The organism is Natrialba sp. INN-245 (assembly GCF_009807105.1).
GTDB classification, from domain to species: domain Archaea; phylum Halobacteriota; class Halobacteria; order Halobacteriales; family Natrialbaceae; genus Natrarchaeobius; species Natrarchaeobius swarupiae.
Genome location: NZ_WUBV01000018.1, coordinates 26,522 through 38,458, shown reverse-complemented (window position 1 = coordinate 38,458; position 11,937 = coordinate 26,522). Strand labels below are relative to the sequence as shown.

The 11,937-nt window shown below is 56.7% G+C and carries 12 protein-coding genes and 8 pseudogenes; 8 read left to right on the top strand and 12 right to left on the bottom strand.

The window, feature by feature from the left end:
- Nucleotides 1-65: 65 nt before the first annotated feature.
- Nucleotides 66-242, top strand: a pseudogene (locus GRS80_RS07535) (IS1595 family transposase); the annotation flags it as partial.
- Nucleotides 243-475: 233 nt separating this feature from the next.
- Here GRS80_RS07535 and GRS80_RS07530 read toward each other — a convergent pair.
- Both GRS80_RS07530 and GRS80_RS07525 read right to left on the bottom strand, forming a co-directional pair.
- Nucleotides 476-1,483, bottom strand: coding sequence for an IS110 family transposase (locus tag GRS80_RS07530; protein ID WP_160047025.1), 1,008 nt, complete (start codon nucleotides 1,481-1,483; stop codon nucleotides 476-478).
- Nucleotides 1,484-1,706: 223 nt separating this feature from the next.
- Nucleotides 1,707-1,871 (bottom strand): annotated as a pseudogene (locus GRS80_RS07525) (IS5/IS1182 family transposase); the annotation flags it as partial.
- Nucleotides 1,872-1,989: 118 nt separating this feature from the next.
- On the opposite strand from GRS80_RS07525, the pseudogene GRS80_RS07520 reads away from it, so the two are divergent.
- The 6 genes and pseudogenes from GRS80_RS07520 to GRS80_RS07495 form a co-directional block, all read left to right on the top strand.
- Nucleotides 1,990-2,507, top strand: a pseudogene (locus tag GRS80_RS07520) (IS4 family transposase); the annotation flags it as partial.
- Nucleotides 2,508-2,619: 112 nt separating this feature from the next.
- A pseudogene (locus GRS80_RS07515) lies at nucleotides 2,620-3,232 on the top strand (transposase); the annotation flags it as partial.
- Between the two features lie 199 nt (nucleotides 3,233-3,431).
- On the top strand, nucleotides 3,432-4,211 hold the full coding sequence (locus GRS80_RS07510; protein WP_160047022.1) for an aldolase/citrate lyase family protein: 780 nt from the start codon (nucleotides 3,432-3,434) through the stop codon (nucleotides 4,209-4,211).
- 70 nt (nucleotides 4,212-4,281) lie between these two features.
- A pseudogene (locus GRS80_RS07505) lies at nucleotides 4,282-4,434 on the top strand (IS5/IS1182 family transposase); the annotation flags it as partial.
- Nucleotides 4,435-4,483: 49 nt separating this feature from the next.
- A pseudogene (locus GRS80_RS07500) lies at nucleotides 4,484-4,639 on the top strand (IS5/IS1182 family transposase); the annotation flags it as partial.
- Between the two features lie 18 nt (nucleotides 4,640-4,657).
- Nucleotides 4,658-5,443: pseudogene (locus tag GRS80_RS07495) on the top strand (AAA family ATPase); the annotation flags it as partial.
- A 181-nt stretch (nucleotides 5,444-5,624) separates the two neighbouring features.
- Here the strand turns inward: GRS80_RS07495 and GRS80_RS07490 are convergent.
- The 8 genes and pseudogenes from GRS80_RS07490 to GRS80_RS21085 form a co-directional block, all read right to left on the bottom strand.
- Nucleotides 5,625-5,948, bottom strand: a complete 324-nt coding sequence (locus GRS80_RS07490) for a hypothetical protein (protein ID WP_160047021.1) — start codon at nucleotides 5,946-5,948, stop codon at nucleotides 5,625-5,627.
- A gap of 74 nt (nucleotides 5,949-6,022) precedes the next feature.
- Nucleotides 6,023-6,231: pseudogene (locus tag GRS80_RS20640) on the bottom strand (hypothetical protein).
- A 439-nt stretch (nucleotides 6,232-6,670) separates the two neighbouring features.
- Complete coding sequence (locus GRS80_RS20350; RefSeq protein ID WP_200840344.1) at nucleotides 6,671-6,844, bottom strand: hypothetical protein; 174 nt, start codon at nucleotides 6,842-6,844, stop codon at nucleotides 6,671-6,673.
- Nucleotides 6,844-7,164 (bottom strand): hypothetical protein, encoded by a 321-nt coding sequence (locus tag GRS80_RS07485; protein WP_160047020.1) that lies wholly within the window; start codon nucleotides 7,162-7,164, stop codon nucleotides 6,844-6,846. The genes GRS80_RS20350 and GRS80_RS07485 overlap by 1 nt, the downstream gene beginning before the upstream one ends.
- A gap of 150 nt (nucleotides 7,165-7,314) precedes the next feature.
- Entirely contained in the window at nucleotides 7,315-7,659 is a 345-nt protein-coding gene (locus tag GRS80_RS07480) for a hypothetical protein (RefSeq protein ID WP_160047019.1), read from the bottom strand.
- Nucleotides 7,659-8,123, bottom strand: a complete 465-nt coding sequence (locus GRS80_RS07475) for a hypothetical protein (RefSeq protein ID WP_160047018.1) — start codon at nucleotides 8,121-8,123, stop codon at nucleotides 7,659-7,661. Before GRS80_RS07475 ends, GRS80_RS07480 begins: the two co-directional genes overlap by 1 nt.
- Nucleotides 8,123-8,767 (bottom strand): hypothetical protein, encoded by a 645-nt coding sequence (locus GRS80_RS07470; protein WP_160047017.1) that lies wholly within the window; start codon nucleotides 8,765-8,767, stop codon nucleotides 8,123-8,125. Before GRS80_RS07470 ends, GRS80_RS07475 begins: the two co-directional genes overlap by 1 nt.
- Nucleotides 8,768-8,850: 83 nt before the next feature.
- Complete coding sequence (locus GRS80_RS21085) at nucleotides 8,851-9,063, bottom strand: hypothetical protein (protein ID WP_343161489.1); 213 nt, start codon at nucleotides 9,061-9,063, stop codon at nucleotides 8,851-8,853.
- Here GRS80_RS21085 and GRS80_RS07465 point away from each other — a divergent pair.
- The gene (locus GRS80_RS07465; RefSeq protein ID WP_160047016.1) at nucleotides 9,055-9,225 is read left to right on the top strand and encodes a hypothetical protein; all 171 of its coding nucleotides are present in this window, start codon (nucleotides 9,055-9,057) and stop codon (nucleotides 9,223-9,225) included. The genes GRS80_RS21085 and GRS80_RS07465 overlap by 9 nt on opposite strands.
- 548 nt (nucleotides 9,226-9,773) lie before the next feature.
- Here the strand turns inward: GRS80_RS07465 and GRS80_RS07455 are convergent.
- The gene (locus tag GRS80_RS07455) at nucleotides 9,774-10,685 is read right to left on the bottom strand and encodes a DUF6884 domain-containing protein (protein ID WP_235019675.1); all 912 of its coding nucleotides are present in this window, start codon (nucleotides 10,683-10,685) and stop codon (nucleotides 9,774-9,776) included.
- A 219-nt stretch (nucleotides 10,686-10,904) separates the two neighbouring features.
- The gene (locus GRS80_RS07450) at nucleotides 10,905-11,372 is read right to left on the bottom strand and encodes a hypothetical protein (RefSeq protein ID WP_160047013.1); all 468 of its coding nucleotides are present in this window, start codon (nucleotides 11,370-11,372) and stop codon (nucleotides 10,905-10,907) included.
- Nucleotides 11,373-11,937 lie beyond the last annotated feature (565 nt).

Below are 11,937 nucleotides of genomic sequence, written 5' to 3'. Positions count from 1 at the left end.
TCGATTTCTTCCTCAGTCAGGTGACGCTTAATCTCCTTTCGACGTGAGCGTTCCATTACTTGCTCATCGATCTTAACTCACAAAAGTTTTCGTACTCATTACAGCGACGGTGGCTCTCGCCGCATCGAGGCATCTCAAAGGACAAACTCACTCCGTATCTTAGAGCCTCCCAACTCCGGCGTCGAATCTTTCGTAAATCCGGACGAAAAGCTCTCAAAGAAATCGTTCGAAGAATCCTCTGACTCACCAACAACGTGCTTCACACCTATGAAAGCCTGCTACCTAGACAAACCACGGTTGTCATGGTATAGTTTTGGGTGAGCTATTGCAGTTTCGCCAGTAGATGGAAGCAGACCCCCTAGCAGGGACCGTAATCGGCTGATCACCCTTCCCTCAGGCGGGAGCCTTCTTGATGCGAACGCAGGTGCTCACGACAGCGAAAACCCCGCGCCGAGGACCGCCGAATCGGCGGTCCTCAGGCGTTCACCCCCGGCGGATCGTAGACCTCCTTACGCGTGAGCATGTGATAGATCGAGACGAGCAGTTTCCGTGCCGTTGCAACAATGGCGATTTGATGGTTCTTCCGCCGCTTCAACCGAGCGTAGAACCGTCCGAGATACGGATCGTTACACCTGTGAACCGCTGTGTGAACACACTGAACGAGAATCCAACGTAGGTTTCCACTTCCACGCTTCGAAATCCCTCCTTCAGTCCGCGAGTCGCCGGACTCGCGGACGACAGGGTCCAATCCGGCATAACTCACGACCTGTGTGTCTCGGTCGAACCGGTCGATTTCGCCGAGCTCGGCTGTGATCAACAGCGACGAGTAGAAACTCACGCCAGGAATCGTCATCAGCAGCTGCGTCTCTTCAAGAGACGCAGCGCATTCTTCAATTACGTCTTCAAGTTTCTCGATCTGGGCGGTGAGTTCGTCGATCACTGTGAGGAACGACTCGATCAGGTTCCGTCCGACGAGCCCAATCGAGAGATCCTCGCCGGCGAGGATCTCTCGGCCCTCCTCACTGAACGGATTCCATGAGTACTCGATACCGTGATGATCGAGGACAGCATGAACTTCGTTTTTGAAGTCGGTACGTTTCTCGACGAGTCGCTTGCGTCCGCGCACAAGTGCGCGACGCTCGCGAATCTCCCCTGGTGGGACGTAACTCTCGGCGACCATCCCGGCTCGGCGAAGCTGCTTGCGCAGCTTCGCATCGAGTCGGTCGTTTTTCACCTCCGCAATGCCGATTGCTTTGGTTTGGTATGGATCGGCGACAACAACGTCGAGATACTTGTCAAGGGTGTCGTAGATCGTGTAGTAGTTACTGGTAGCTTCAATCACTGCTTGGGAGCCAGCATACTGCTCAGCGATTTCGTCGAGATTCGCGTTTGCGACGCGAATCTCTTCGACAACCTCGCCATCGTCGTCCAAGACAGCAATGTACGATTCGTCTTTGTGGATGTCGATTCCGAGGTAGTTCATGGTTGTCTCTGGAGTGATGGTGCATGGAGTAGAGCGACACCTATTCGAGGTCGTCGCCCGACTGCCCGGGAGGCAGTCGGGCTTGGCCTCATGATGTGGCTTCCTTGGCACGTCGGCCAATCAAGAGCACGCGCTCTGTTGCGCCTGTGAAGCATCGGCCTTTGCCACCCCAGTCTTACTCCATGCGCTGAGGTCTTAGCAGGCTTTCATCGCATCAAGAGCGTTCACGGAGACTCTTCTCCAGTTCGACGCGGAAGAGAATCAACGCGATCTGAGTCCACTCGGCGTACCCGTCCGCGCCCTTCGGCGCGGCGGGTACATCTGGATCGGCAACGTGCTGTTTGGCAAGGCTTCGACACATCCGCGCTAGCCGTCTGAGCAATGCCATATCACCAGACGACGTCTATTTCAGGGAGAATGTGACGGAATCTTCCTGTGGGCGCGTCTGAGGTTACCGTCAATCAGCGGCAAAACAAGGCATAACTTCTCCTAAGCACTACAGGCGAAGCCGAACACTCGCTGGCTTCAGACGCAGCTACAATTCCACCGCCGACAAGACGATCTCTCCCGGCGGCTTCTATCAGCGGTGACGCCGTCTCTCGCGGAGTATCTCCGCGACCTCGTCAAGCCTGGCCTCGACGAGGTCGCTGTTCCAGACGCTGTTGATGCTGATGTCGACCGTTTCAGTGACGTGATGATCGCTGATGGAACCGTCCTGAGGTTGCACGAATTTCTCTCCGGGGTGTACAAAGCTCGGAAAGAGGAGCAGGTTGGAGCGAAGCTCCACCTGCTCCACAACGCTACCGATCAGACGATAGAACGGCTCGACGTTACTGACGAGAAAACGCACGACAGCACGTTGTTCAACACAGGATCATGGCTCGAAGGCCGGCTCGTTCTTTTCGATTGAGCCTACTTCAAGTACCGCCGCTTCGCGTTGATCGATGAGAACAACGGCTACTTCGTGAGTCGGCTGAAAGAGAGTGCGAACCCGGTGGTAACGGGGGAATTACGGGAATGGCGCGGGAGTGATCAGCGAATCAGTTGAACCCTTCGAGATGGAGGGAACGCCTGTCCAAGAGAAAGGGGATCAGAGCAGGTTATAGGGCGTGTTCAAAACTTACGCAAACCACTCTCGCGCCATTCCCTTGGAAGGCGAGCAGATCTACGACATCGTTAATGAGGTGCACTGCGAGTACATCGACGTGGAAGTCAAAGTAGCGTTTGACCGACGACCGTACGCGGGCACGCAGTCACGTGATACGAAGCGGTTCCGTGTCGTCGGCGTCCTCGTTGCGGACGCCGACGACTACCACCTGTATATCACGATCTCCCGAGAGACGAGTTCCTGCCGTCGGATCTAGCTACGATCTATCGCTGTCGGTGGGAGGAGGAGTTGCTGTTCCGTGAGTTGAAGACGCGGTACGAACTGGATGAGTTCGACACGAGCAAGAAGCACGTTGTCGAAATTCTGTTGTACGCAGCGTTGCTGTCACTGCTGGTAAGTCGTAAGTTGCTCGATCTGGTCACCGAATAGGCGGACGATGAGATCATCTTTCCGCCAGAACGCTGGGCGGCGACCTTTCGGTCGTACGCCCACTCATCCTCCACGAACTCGGAGAATACCTCGGCTACTCGCCGTCACCGCTGCTCGAACGACTGATCGAAGACGCACAGAAGATCCACCAGCAACGACCAGTGTTACAAGAGACACTCGCTACCGCTACACAACCGAGGTGTGAGTCTTAGCTAAAGACAAATGTCCTTCATAGTTACTCACCATTTAGCAGAGCCTTGCAGGTTCGTCTCGACTGTGGCAAGTTACTTTTCAAAGTACTATTTAGTTCAAATTTAAAGGAACAACATTTAATACTAGTTGAGGATTACCCCATTTGTTAACTATACCTTGACCATAAGGTTCATTATTTTCTGTAGTATAGAAGGCAATATGCGTGAAGACAACGGATTACTCGATCGAGAAAAGCCCCTAGTAGGAGCATCTGGAATGCTCTTTTCTAAGCCTGTGTTTGAAATATATGCGGAGTATGACCTAGATTACCTGTTTCTTGATTTTGAGCATAATGGGCATTCTATTTGGGATTCAAAGCAATTAGAAGATATTACACGCACGGTAGAAAACACTCAAATTGAACCTATTGTTCGGGTACCTTCTGGTAACGCTTTGGGACTCACCGGTCTTATAAGCAAAGTGCTTGACTCCGGGATTAGGAATATTGTTGTTCCCCGTGTCCGAACCCCTTCTGAGGTTCGAACACTTGTCAAAGCAACAAAATTTAGCCATGAAAACCAACCAGGAATGAGAGGAATTAGTGCTGGACGTGGGAGCCGTTGGGGTGGCAATCTCAACTCTGAATGGACGGAGCAAGAGGATAGTAGTTGCAATTTAGGCGTGATGGTGGAGAACACTGAGGCCATAGAAAATCTTGATGAAATAGTCGCAATTGACGGATTAGAATTTGTTCTAATTGGTGCCAATGATTTAAGCGCTGATTTGGAAATTCCATTAAATCACAGTTCAGATAAGTTTGAAGAAGCCATTAACCAAATTGCTGAATGCTGTAACACAAATAACACTCCGTTTGGACTTCTGGGGGGAAATCTCGAAAAAAGACGAGAATTTCTTAATCAGGGTAGTAGCTTCTTTCATATTGGAAGTGATATTGGATTCATTAGATCTACGTTAGATGATTTATCCGGACGGGTCTGATGAATCGCAAGGCGGCGTTGAGATGATCCGTTGCAACTAGGGAGTTGAAGCGGGAAACGGCGGATGCTTCATGTCCAAAGTTTTTTGCTTCACTGGGAAGATCGTGACGTTGGCTAAAAATGCTGTTGGTGGTCGAGGCGAATCCGTCGCCCCGAAGGGTGGCGGCGGATTCGCCGACTACGCCGTTGTTTCGCTGCATTGTCTGCGGATTTACTTGGAGAAAGAGGGCGTCATAGAAAGCGTCACACACGAGGACGCAGGGTGTGGAAACTGTGCCCACGAGTTCCCATACCATGCAAGATGAGGCTTCTATCGACGAATTCTTTAATGTCGTGGCTATCGAGACACTGGCGCTGTTTGAGTACCTTGAATTTGAGTTTCTCCACGGGTTCGACGTGTTCGCCCCCGCTTCGAGGGGGCGAACACGAAATCTATTATCCAGTACTATGGAAACAAGCCAGTCAGTTGAGAAGCAGAAACCTCCCGCACAAGCGGCCCTCTCTGTCAATAATATTGGTGGCATCGACGAAACAAAGGTTTCGTTCCAGCAAGGAATCACCGTTCTCTCCGGACGAAATGCAACGAACCGAACGTCGCTGCTCCAGGGCATCATGGCGGCACTTGGGAGCAACCAAGCGAGCCTCAAAGCCGACGCCGAAGAGGGAAATGCGACCCTCGAGTTCGGCGAGGAAACATACCAGCAGACACTCCACCGGCAGAACGGGACGATCGTCACTGAGGGCAATCCGTACCTCGAGGATCCGGAGCTCGCGGATCTGTTCGCCTTCCTGATCGAGTCAAACGAGGCGCGCCGAGCCGTCGCACGCGGTGACGACCTTCGAGACTTGATCATGCGGCCAGTCGACACCGACGCGATCAAAGCCGAGATTCGGCAACTTGAGCAACAAAAGCAACAACTCGACAATCAACTCGACGAACTCGACCAACTCGAGGATCGACTCCCTGATCTCGAGGCGAAGCGAACACGACTGACTGACGAAATCGAATCACTCCGGGATGAACTCGAGACCGCTGAAGAAGAACTCGAAGCGGCAAACACTGACGTCGAGACACGACGTGAAGAACGGTCCGACCTCGAGAAGAAACTGGACGAACTTCGCGACACCCGCTCAGAACTCGAACAGACCCGTGACCGGATCGACACCGAACGCGAGAGCATCGAGGACCTCGAGAAAGAGCACGAAGAGGTGGAAACACGCCTCGAGAAACTGCTCTCCGTTCTCATCGAATCGTCCAGCCAACACCGCTGCCTCGCAGCGGGGACACGGATCACCATGAGTGTATCTGCCTTCGACTAGAGGATCGGGAGTCGCTGCGGCTAGCGCGAGTATGCGTGTTCTCGGGTCTGGGTGTGTGACCTTTCGCTCGCCGTTGTGGGGGCGCTCGGAAGGCTTAGTCACTGTTCTCACCGGAGGAATCGAAGAGGAACTGGGCGCTGGCGTCCTCACCTGTCAGCGTCTGCTGGTCGTCGGCTGTATCCGCGAACAGCGATGCCTGGTCAGTGTCGTCGACCTCCGAGTGGCGCACTTCTATGCGGTCGTCGACGCCGAACTCGCTGGCCACGGGGCGATCGAGTCGTGTTTCGACCTCGCGATGGCTGACGTCAGCACCGAAATCCTCGAGCGAGGTCGCAACGCTTTCTTCAGTTGGTTCGAGATCACCGTCAGCGGTGAACGCTGTCTGGTGCTGAATTGTAATCTCGGGTCGATTTGTCATCTGTAAAACCCTCCACCCCTCTGGGAGGGTGCAAACAACACTGCCAGTCGAGGACGTCACGATCGGCGGACTTATCACGATTCCTCTCGGAGTTCTTCAGCTTGTCGGGCTAATTGTTTAAGGACCGGAAGGCGTTGTTGGTGCTGTTTTCATAGGCAACACACGCCCGAAGTGTCTCCATGTCGTTGATCGTCGCAATACCCGCATCAATGAGGCGGGGATTCGGGGACTCAAGGCGCTGTGCTGGCATCAGTGGATTGTCAGTTTGGTCGGTATCTGCCATCGTGGACTCTTCTCACCCCTCGAGGAGAGAAACAACACCACGAGACGGTGCCGCTGATCTGACGGTCATCTTGGAGCAGCGAGAGAGTCTCGCCGTCTAAGTTCCTCGTTCACTGGTAATTCGTGTTCGCTCTGGGACTGTCAGGGTCCGGGCCGTGTCGGAGAGACTGACACCGGGTACACTCCCAGATCGGTGTATCGGAGAACTCTGGAACTGGAACTTTATCGAATCCATCAAACGTGTGGCGCGTCGTCTCACCACAAGATCGACACTCCAGATCGCGACGGGTCCGCCTCTCACGAAAAGTCCTGTCGGAGCGATCCGATGGGGAGACGTGTTCGAGAGCGATCGCGGGCACGATCCAGGTGCGCGTTGGCTCGTCCCGTCGTGGATATTCGTCAGTATACGTGACTGCCACAGTTCGAACACTCAGGCATCGTCAGACCCCCACGTCCGTCTGCTCGTAGACGGCGAGCGTCGCCTCGAGTTCGACGATCGAGTCTGCGAGGGTCAACGGCTCGGCCAGGTGCTCCTCGAGCGTTCGCAGATCGGCCAGGACTGCTTCGAGTTCGGCCTGCACTCGGTCGTCAGGCCATCCAGTGGACTCACTCATCACGACTCACCCTCCGGGCAGCTGGGCGCATGCGGCAGTTTGTCCCGTCCACCAAGTTCGACCAGCAGCTCACGTTTGCAGTAGGTACACCGGACGTACGCCTTCCCGCCCTGTTCCGGCGGTTCGATATGTCGCGTGTACGTCGGCCTCTCGGAATCGGTCCGGGTGGTCTCGGTGGCTGTGATCCCGCCATCGGGCACCACCCGTTCCGTGTAAACAGTCACTTCGGCTGCTGCACGCAGACGCAGCTCTCTGCCCGTGTCGGTTTCGTAGTAGTCGGCTCGCTGTACCACTCGGTCGATGGTTCTGACCTGTTGCATCGGTTCAAACCCTCCACCCCTCTCGAGGAGGCAACAACACTACGTGCGGCGCGGTCGTGCGGTGTGATGGCAGTCACTGATTGATGCGGTCGCGGTCGCCGTGGAGCCTACGATGGAGACAGTCAACGGGGTTGATCGAAGAATCGAATCTCACGTCTCGCCTTCGCTCGGATCCACACGTCTGATTTGGCCGACCTGTCCGTGGGCGCCAGCCAGTACCAGCGAAACGTGCTCGAGCATCGAGATATCGGTCACGATCGTGTCCCCATCTTTCTGGAGGACGACCACACCGCTGTCGTGGAGCCAGACAGAGACGCCAATTCCCCAATGATGCCATCGACTTGGAGCGAGTGCTTTCGATGGGAGCGAGAGACTCTCGTCACCGCGATCGATCGCCGTCTGAACACCCTGGCGAAGCGCCCACACTTGCGATTCGGTGAGCGTATTCTCGGGTACGTCAACATTATCGACGTACGTCAGCAGATCGGCCACCATCAGACCTCACCTCCAATGATCCGGTCGATCTCAGCCAGTTCGCGCGCTTCAGCAGCCTCGTCCTCATATCCCACGTCAGTTGCATAGCGCTCGAGGACGGTCACGGCTCCATCGTCGTCCGTGGCTGCTCGTTCGAACAGCTCTTCAAGGACAGTGACGACCACACGATCGGCGACCTGACGGCCAGCATCGGCTGCCTCGCTCTCGATACGGCCAAGCCGCGACTCCGGATATGCGTAGGTTTTCGAGGGCCTGGACTTCAGGCTCGAACAGTAGACGACATCGAACACGCGATCGTCGTTGGTTGTGTCGAATCGTGAGTTCCCGTAATTATCTAGCAGATTATAGTTATTTGACTCAGACCACTCGGCTACCGTCTGCCCAGTATCGGTGACCACGTGCACTGGTCGCCCCTGTGCGAGATCCAAACAGACGTCACCAAGTTTGATCGACTGCTCGCTCATTACTCCTCACCCCCGTCGTCACTGAGAGTGCGAGCAAGCGTTGCGGCCGGCTGCTCGATCGACTCGTGGTGGGCGTGTTTGACGTTCAAAAGAGCGAGGTGCGCTCCATGCCCCCACAGCTCTGCCCGGAAAAGCTCGTCAGCGAATTCCTTGAGAACGCGGTCAGTGGTCTGGCGATCATCAGTGAGAGCGGTGATCCGAGTTGCAATCCGATGAGGGATTGCATCTCGGCAAGAAGGATCTCGTCCTGTGTAGTCGGCCATCGTCTCGACAAGCCCTGCGAACGCTTCAATACGTCCGTCGACCGTGACGTCCCACGCTTCGAGGTCGTCCTCGTTGACGGCGTACGTCACAGCGTCGGGTTCCTGTCTCTCAAGAAGAGCCTCGAGAGCCGCTTGCTTCCAGCAGCGGAGATCGCGGAAGCCCCAGAACGTCGCGAACTCTTCGAGCGTCTCGATAGAGTGCTCGATTGAGATGTCGGCGCGAACACGCTCAGTCGTCTCGTCACCATGGTCAGTGATCCGGGTAACCGGCCCGCTGGCAGTCGCGAGGAACCGTCGTGGAAGTGGCGTCGTCTCACCGATAGACTGCGCTTCATCGGGTGTCTCCGCTGGCTGTGCCGTCGTCTCGTCTGCTCGTGACATCTGTGAAACCCTCCATCCCTCTCGAGGGTGAGAACAACACCACGTGCGGTGCGTTCGTGCAGACGCTGATCGGTCTGGCAGAGTTACCCCACGTCTTCGTACTTGGTTCCACTCGTGGGGTAACTCACGGCGCCGGTAGATTTGCTGTGGCCTGCACCCCGCTGGTCTGCAGTTCGCGAATTCGCTGTGCGTTGCGTGCAGCCTCGAGAACGGGCGTTCGGATCGCGACTGCAACGCGGGTGTTTGCACGCCCCGTGGTAGTGCTCGTCTGCTGGACAGGCACAACTGTGCGGCAAGCCATCCTCGAGCGTGACCAGATACTCGTGGTCCTCGGGATTCGCGTGACTGGCGTTGCGAACCAGGACCCCCTGCGCGACAAGTTCGAACTCGAAGGCTTCGTACTGGGCGCGTTGGAGCGTCCGCTGGGTCGGTTCAAGTCGCTCGAGCGGATGTGCTGATGGTGATGTAGACATAGTTCGGGTGTAACTGCCGCTAGACTGGTCGATCGTCTCGAGTTACGTACTTTCGCATTCGGAGCAGATCAGTTGAACGCCAAGATCACAGGCAGTTTCGCAGCTGTGTGTCGGAACAAGCCCGAACTTCCCGCAGTAGTCACAACTCGTGTTGGTGTGACCTGGGGCGTCGAATACGCCGAAGCGGGAATGCTCGACGGCAGAATCGGTTTCGGTAGTGAATTCAACGGCGAGTGGGGTCGTGATCCGGCTGGCAGTTTGCATCGTCTTTGATCCCTCTACTCCTCGTGAGGGGCGAACAACGCCACCGGCTGTCCAGAGTGAGCGTCAAGCAGCGGGGAAAGCCCGGCAGCGCAACGAGCGAACGCAGTGAGCAGCCCGGAACCTGGAAGTGGGTGGGAGGCGGTGAATGGGTGGGCTGGAAACGACGCATCACAGAAGCGCCCCTCAGTCACCTCACGTACATCCCCACAATTCTTTGGACAGCCTCGTCCCCACCTTGTCCGTTGTTCCTACCTGTTGGGTCACCACTGTCACACCGACTTCCTCTCGACCTCGTCGGTCATCCACCCCATCTGGTTCCCGTTTCCTCCCTGCGCCTCGGGCACCTCCTGGAATGGGAACGAGATTTCGAGATTGGCCGGGGCACGAAGCCGGTCGAACACACCCCGCTCCTCGAGCGGGTCACGATAGTTCCTCCCGAGGAGGACCTCGAGCGAAACATCTCGTGGATCGATCCCACCCGTGGCTTCTCGAAGCCAACGAGTCAGCTCTTCGTAAACGCTGAGCGCCCACTGATCGAGGAACGTGTTGACGTCCTCCCCGTTCGGAAGCCGCTCACTCGAGTGGACCGGGATCCCTTCGAGGTCTTCTGGCGTTCGCTCATAGTACGCGATCTCTTCGTCGAATCGAAGAAGTGCATGCTGAGCCGAGATGATCCGCTGATCGTCGCCGATCGTGGCGCTGTAGTCGTCCTTACACGACCAGTAGGCCCCGCGATAGAGGTCCGCTGCCGGAACTGGGTCATCGACCTCGTACTTCGAGCTCGAGCAACCAACCGCAACGAGGGTCAGCGGCTCGCGGTCCCGGTACTCCTCGATCGCGTCTCTAACGTTGTAGCAGTAGCCCATTCCCCAGCCTACGCCGCCGATGTCAGCACGACCGCGGTCGATGTTCTCGACCGCTCGCTTCACGTCGACGAGGTCCTCACAGTCAGATACGAGCCGGGCCGGCATGCAGTCGGGGACCTGAACGTCCGCGAAGAGATCCATGAGAAGGCGGTACAGCGGTCGGTCCTCGGCAGCGACGACAGTTGCATCGCGAACGCCGTGGACCCAGTGGCTCGACACTGCGAGGTCGCCACCCGGGAGGTCGTGCTCTCGAGGGCACGGAACGTAAGGATCCTCGCGGTCAGTCCTATCCGCGAGTTGTGCATCGGCGCTCACACGAATCAAACCTCCACTTCCTCAAGCAACGCGATTGCTTTATTGACCCTCTCTCGATCGTCATTGCTCAACTGATCCTGATCGACGCTTCTGAGATTGCTCCACGCGCGGTGCCGTAGGTATCCAGGTACGTGTCGTGAGTCCATCTGTGATCTCCTCCACCCCTCTCAGAGGGACGAACAACGCCACCGGCTGTGCGTTCATTGCGAGGCTTTCGACTCAGACGATCGGCTTCGGTCCCCGCGACGAGAGGGCAACCTCGCCGTTCTCTCGCTCATCGTCCGTCAGCAGGTCGTATTTCTCCTCGAGGTCACTGCAGACGGTATCTGCGACCTCGAGTGCTTCCTCGAGTGTTGAGACTTCGGCTTCGATCGATCCCCAGTCCGGATTTGCGTTCGGGTAGACAGCCACTTGATACGTGCCGCCGAAGCGATCACGCCAGCTCAAAGATGGCTGGTACGACGTCGTGGGTGCGATCGTCACCTCCATCGGTGTCGAAAACGCCAGCTCCTCCGCTTCGTCTGCGAGCAACCGGACCAACGAGAGCACACGCTGCCGCTGGCCCAGTCCCCACGGACGGACACTACCTTGCTCACAATCCCACGCCCCAAAGCGTGCGTCAATGCTTTCCGCCGTCTCGAGTCTCTGTGCAGTTGCCGATCGGCTGACCGGATCGTGTATCGACATCTCTTGAACCCTCTGCCCCTCTCAGGGGGGCGAACAACGCCACTGGGCGGATGCGTTGTCGTTCCACTCCTGTTCATCGACCGACCGTGAACCGTGTCGCCGATCTTACCCACACTTCGAGCAGAGGAGGTCGACGCCTCGGATCGTGGCTTCCTCGCAAGCCATCGTCGAAACCAGCCCGTATGTCCCGCAGCTGTCGCAACTCGCCCCAGAGTGGGCGGCAAGAGCCGGCAGTTCGCCGTGCGGATCGTGATCGGGCTTCTGGAACGCTGGATCGTCTTCGATTTTGAACTCAGCAACCACATCGCGAGTGCTATCTGTCACAGTCATCTTTGGTCCCTCTACCCCTCGTGAGGGGCAAATAACGCCACAATCGCGTCGAACTGAGCAGTCACTCGAGCGGTCTCGTCTCTGCCTTCTCTGCTGCTGTGGGTGCGGCCCGACTGGACGGCTCTGTGATGCTCTCTGAGCCGTGCCAGCGGTGGCGCGCGATGAATGGCGCTGAAGCGCGCAGAACGTGCGAGGGACGAGCGATGCGACCACAGGGAGCAAAGCGAGGAGGATG

Bases quoted from the DNA above. Each gene is read 5' to 3' on its own strand.
- GRS80_RS07530 (WP_160047025.1), bottom strand. From the start codon at position 1,483: ATGAACTACCTCGGAATCGACATCCACAAAGACGAATCGTACATTGCT.
- GRS80_RS07510 (WP_160047022.1), top strand. From the start codon at position 3,432: ATGCGTGAAGACAACGGATTACTCGATCGAGAAAAGCCCCTAGTAGGA.
- GRS80_RS07490 (WP_160047021.1), bottom strand. From the start codon at position 5,948: ATGACAAATCGACCCGAGATTACAATTCAGCACCAGACAGCGTTCACC.
- GRS80_RS20350 (WP_200840344.1), bottom strand. From the start codon at position 6,844: ATGAGTGAGTCCACTGGATGGCCTGACGACCGAGTGCAGGCCGAACTC.
- GRS80_RS07485 (WP_160047020.1), bottom strand. From the start codon at position 7,164: ATGCAACAGGTCAGAACCATCGACCGAGTGGTACAGCGAGCCGACTAC.
- GRS80_RS07480 (WP_160047019.1), bottom strand. From the start codon at position 7,659: ATGGTGGCCGATCTGCTGACGTACGTCGATAATGTTGACGTACCCGAG.
- GRS80_RS07475 (WP_160047018.1), bottom strand. From the start codon at position 8,123: ATGAGCGAGCAGTCGATCAAACTTGGTGACGTCTGTTTGGATCTCGCA.
- GRS80_RS07470 (WP_160047017.1), bottom strand. From the start codon at position 8,767: ATGTCACGAGCAGACGAGACGACGGCACAGCCAGCGGAGACACCCGAT.
- GRS80_RS07450 (WP_160047013.1), bottom strand. From the start codon at position 11,372: ATGTCGATACACGATCCGGTCAGCCGATCGGCAACTGCACAGAGACTC.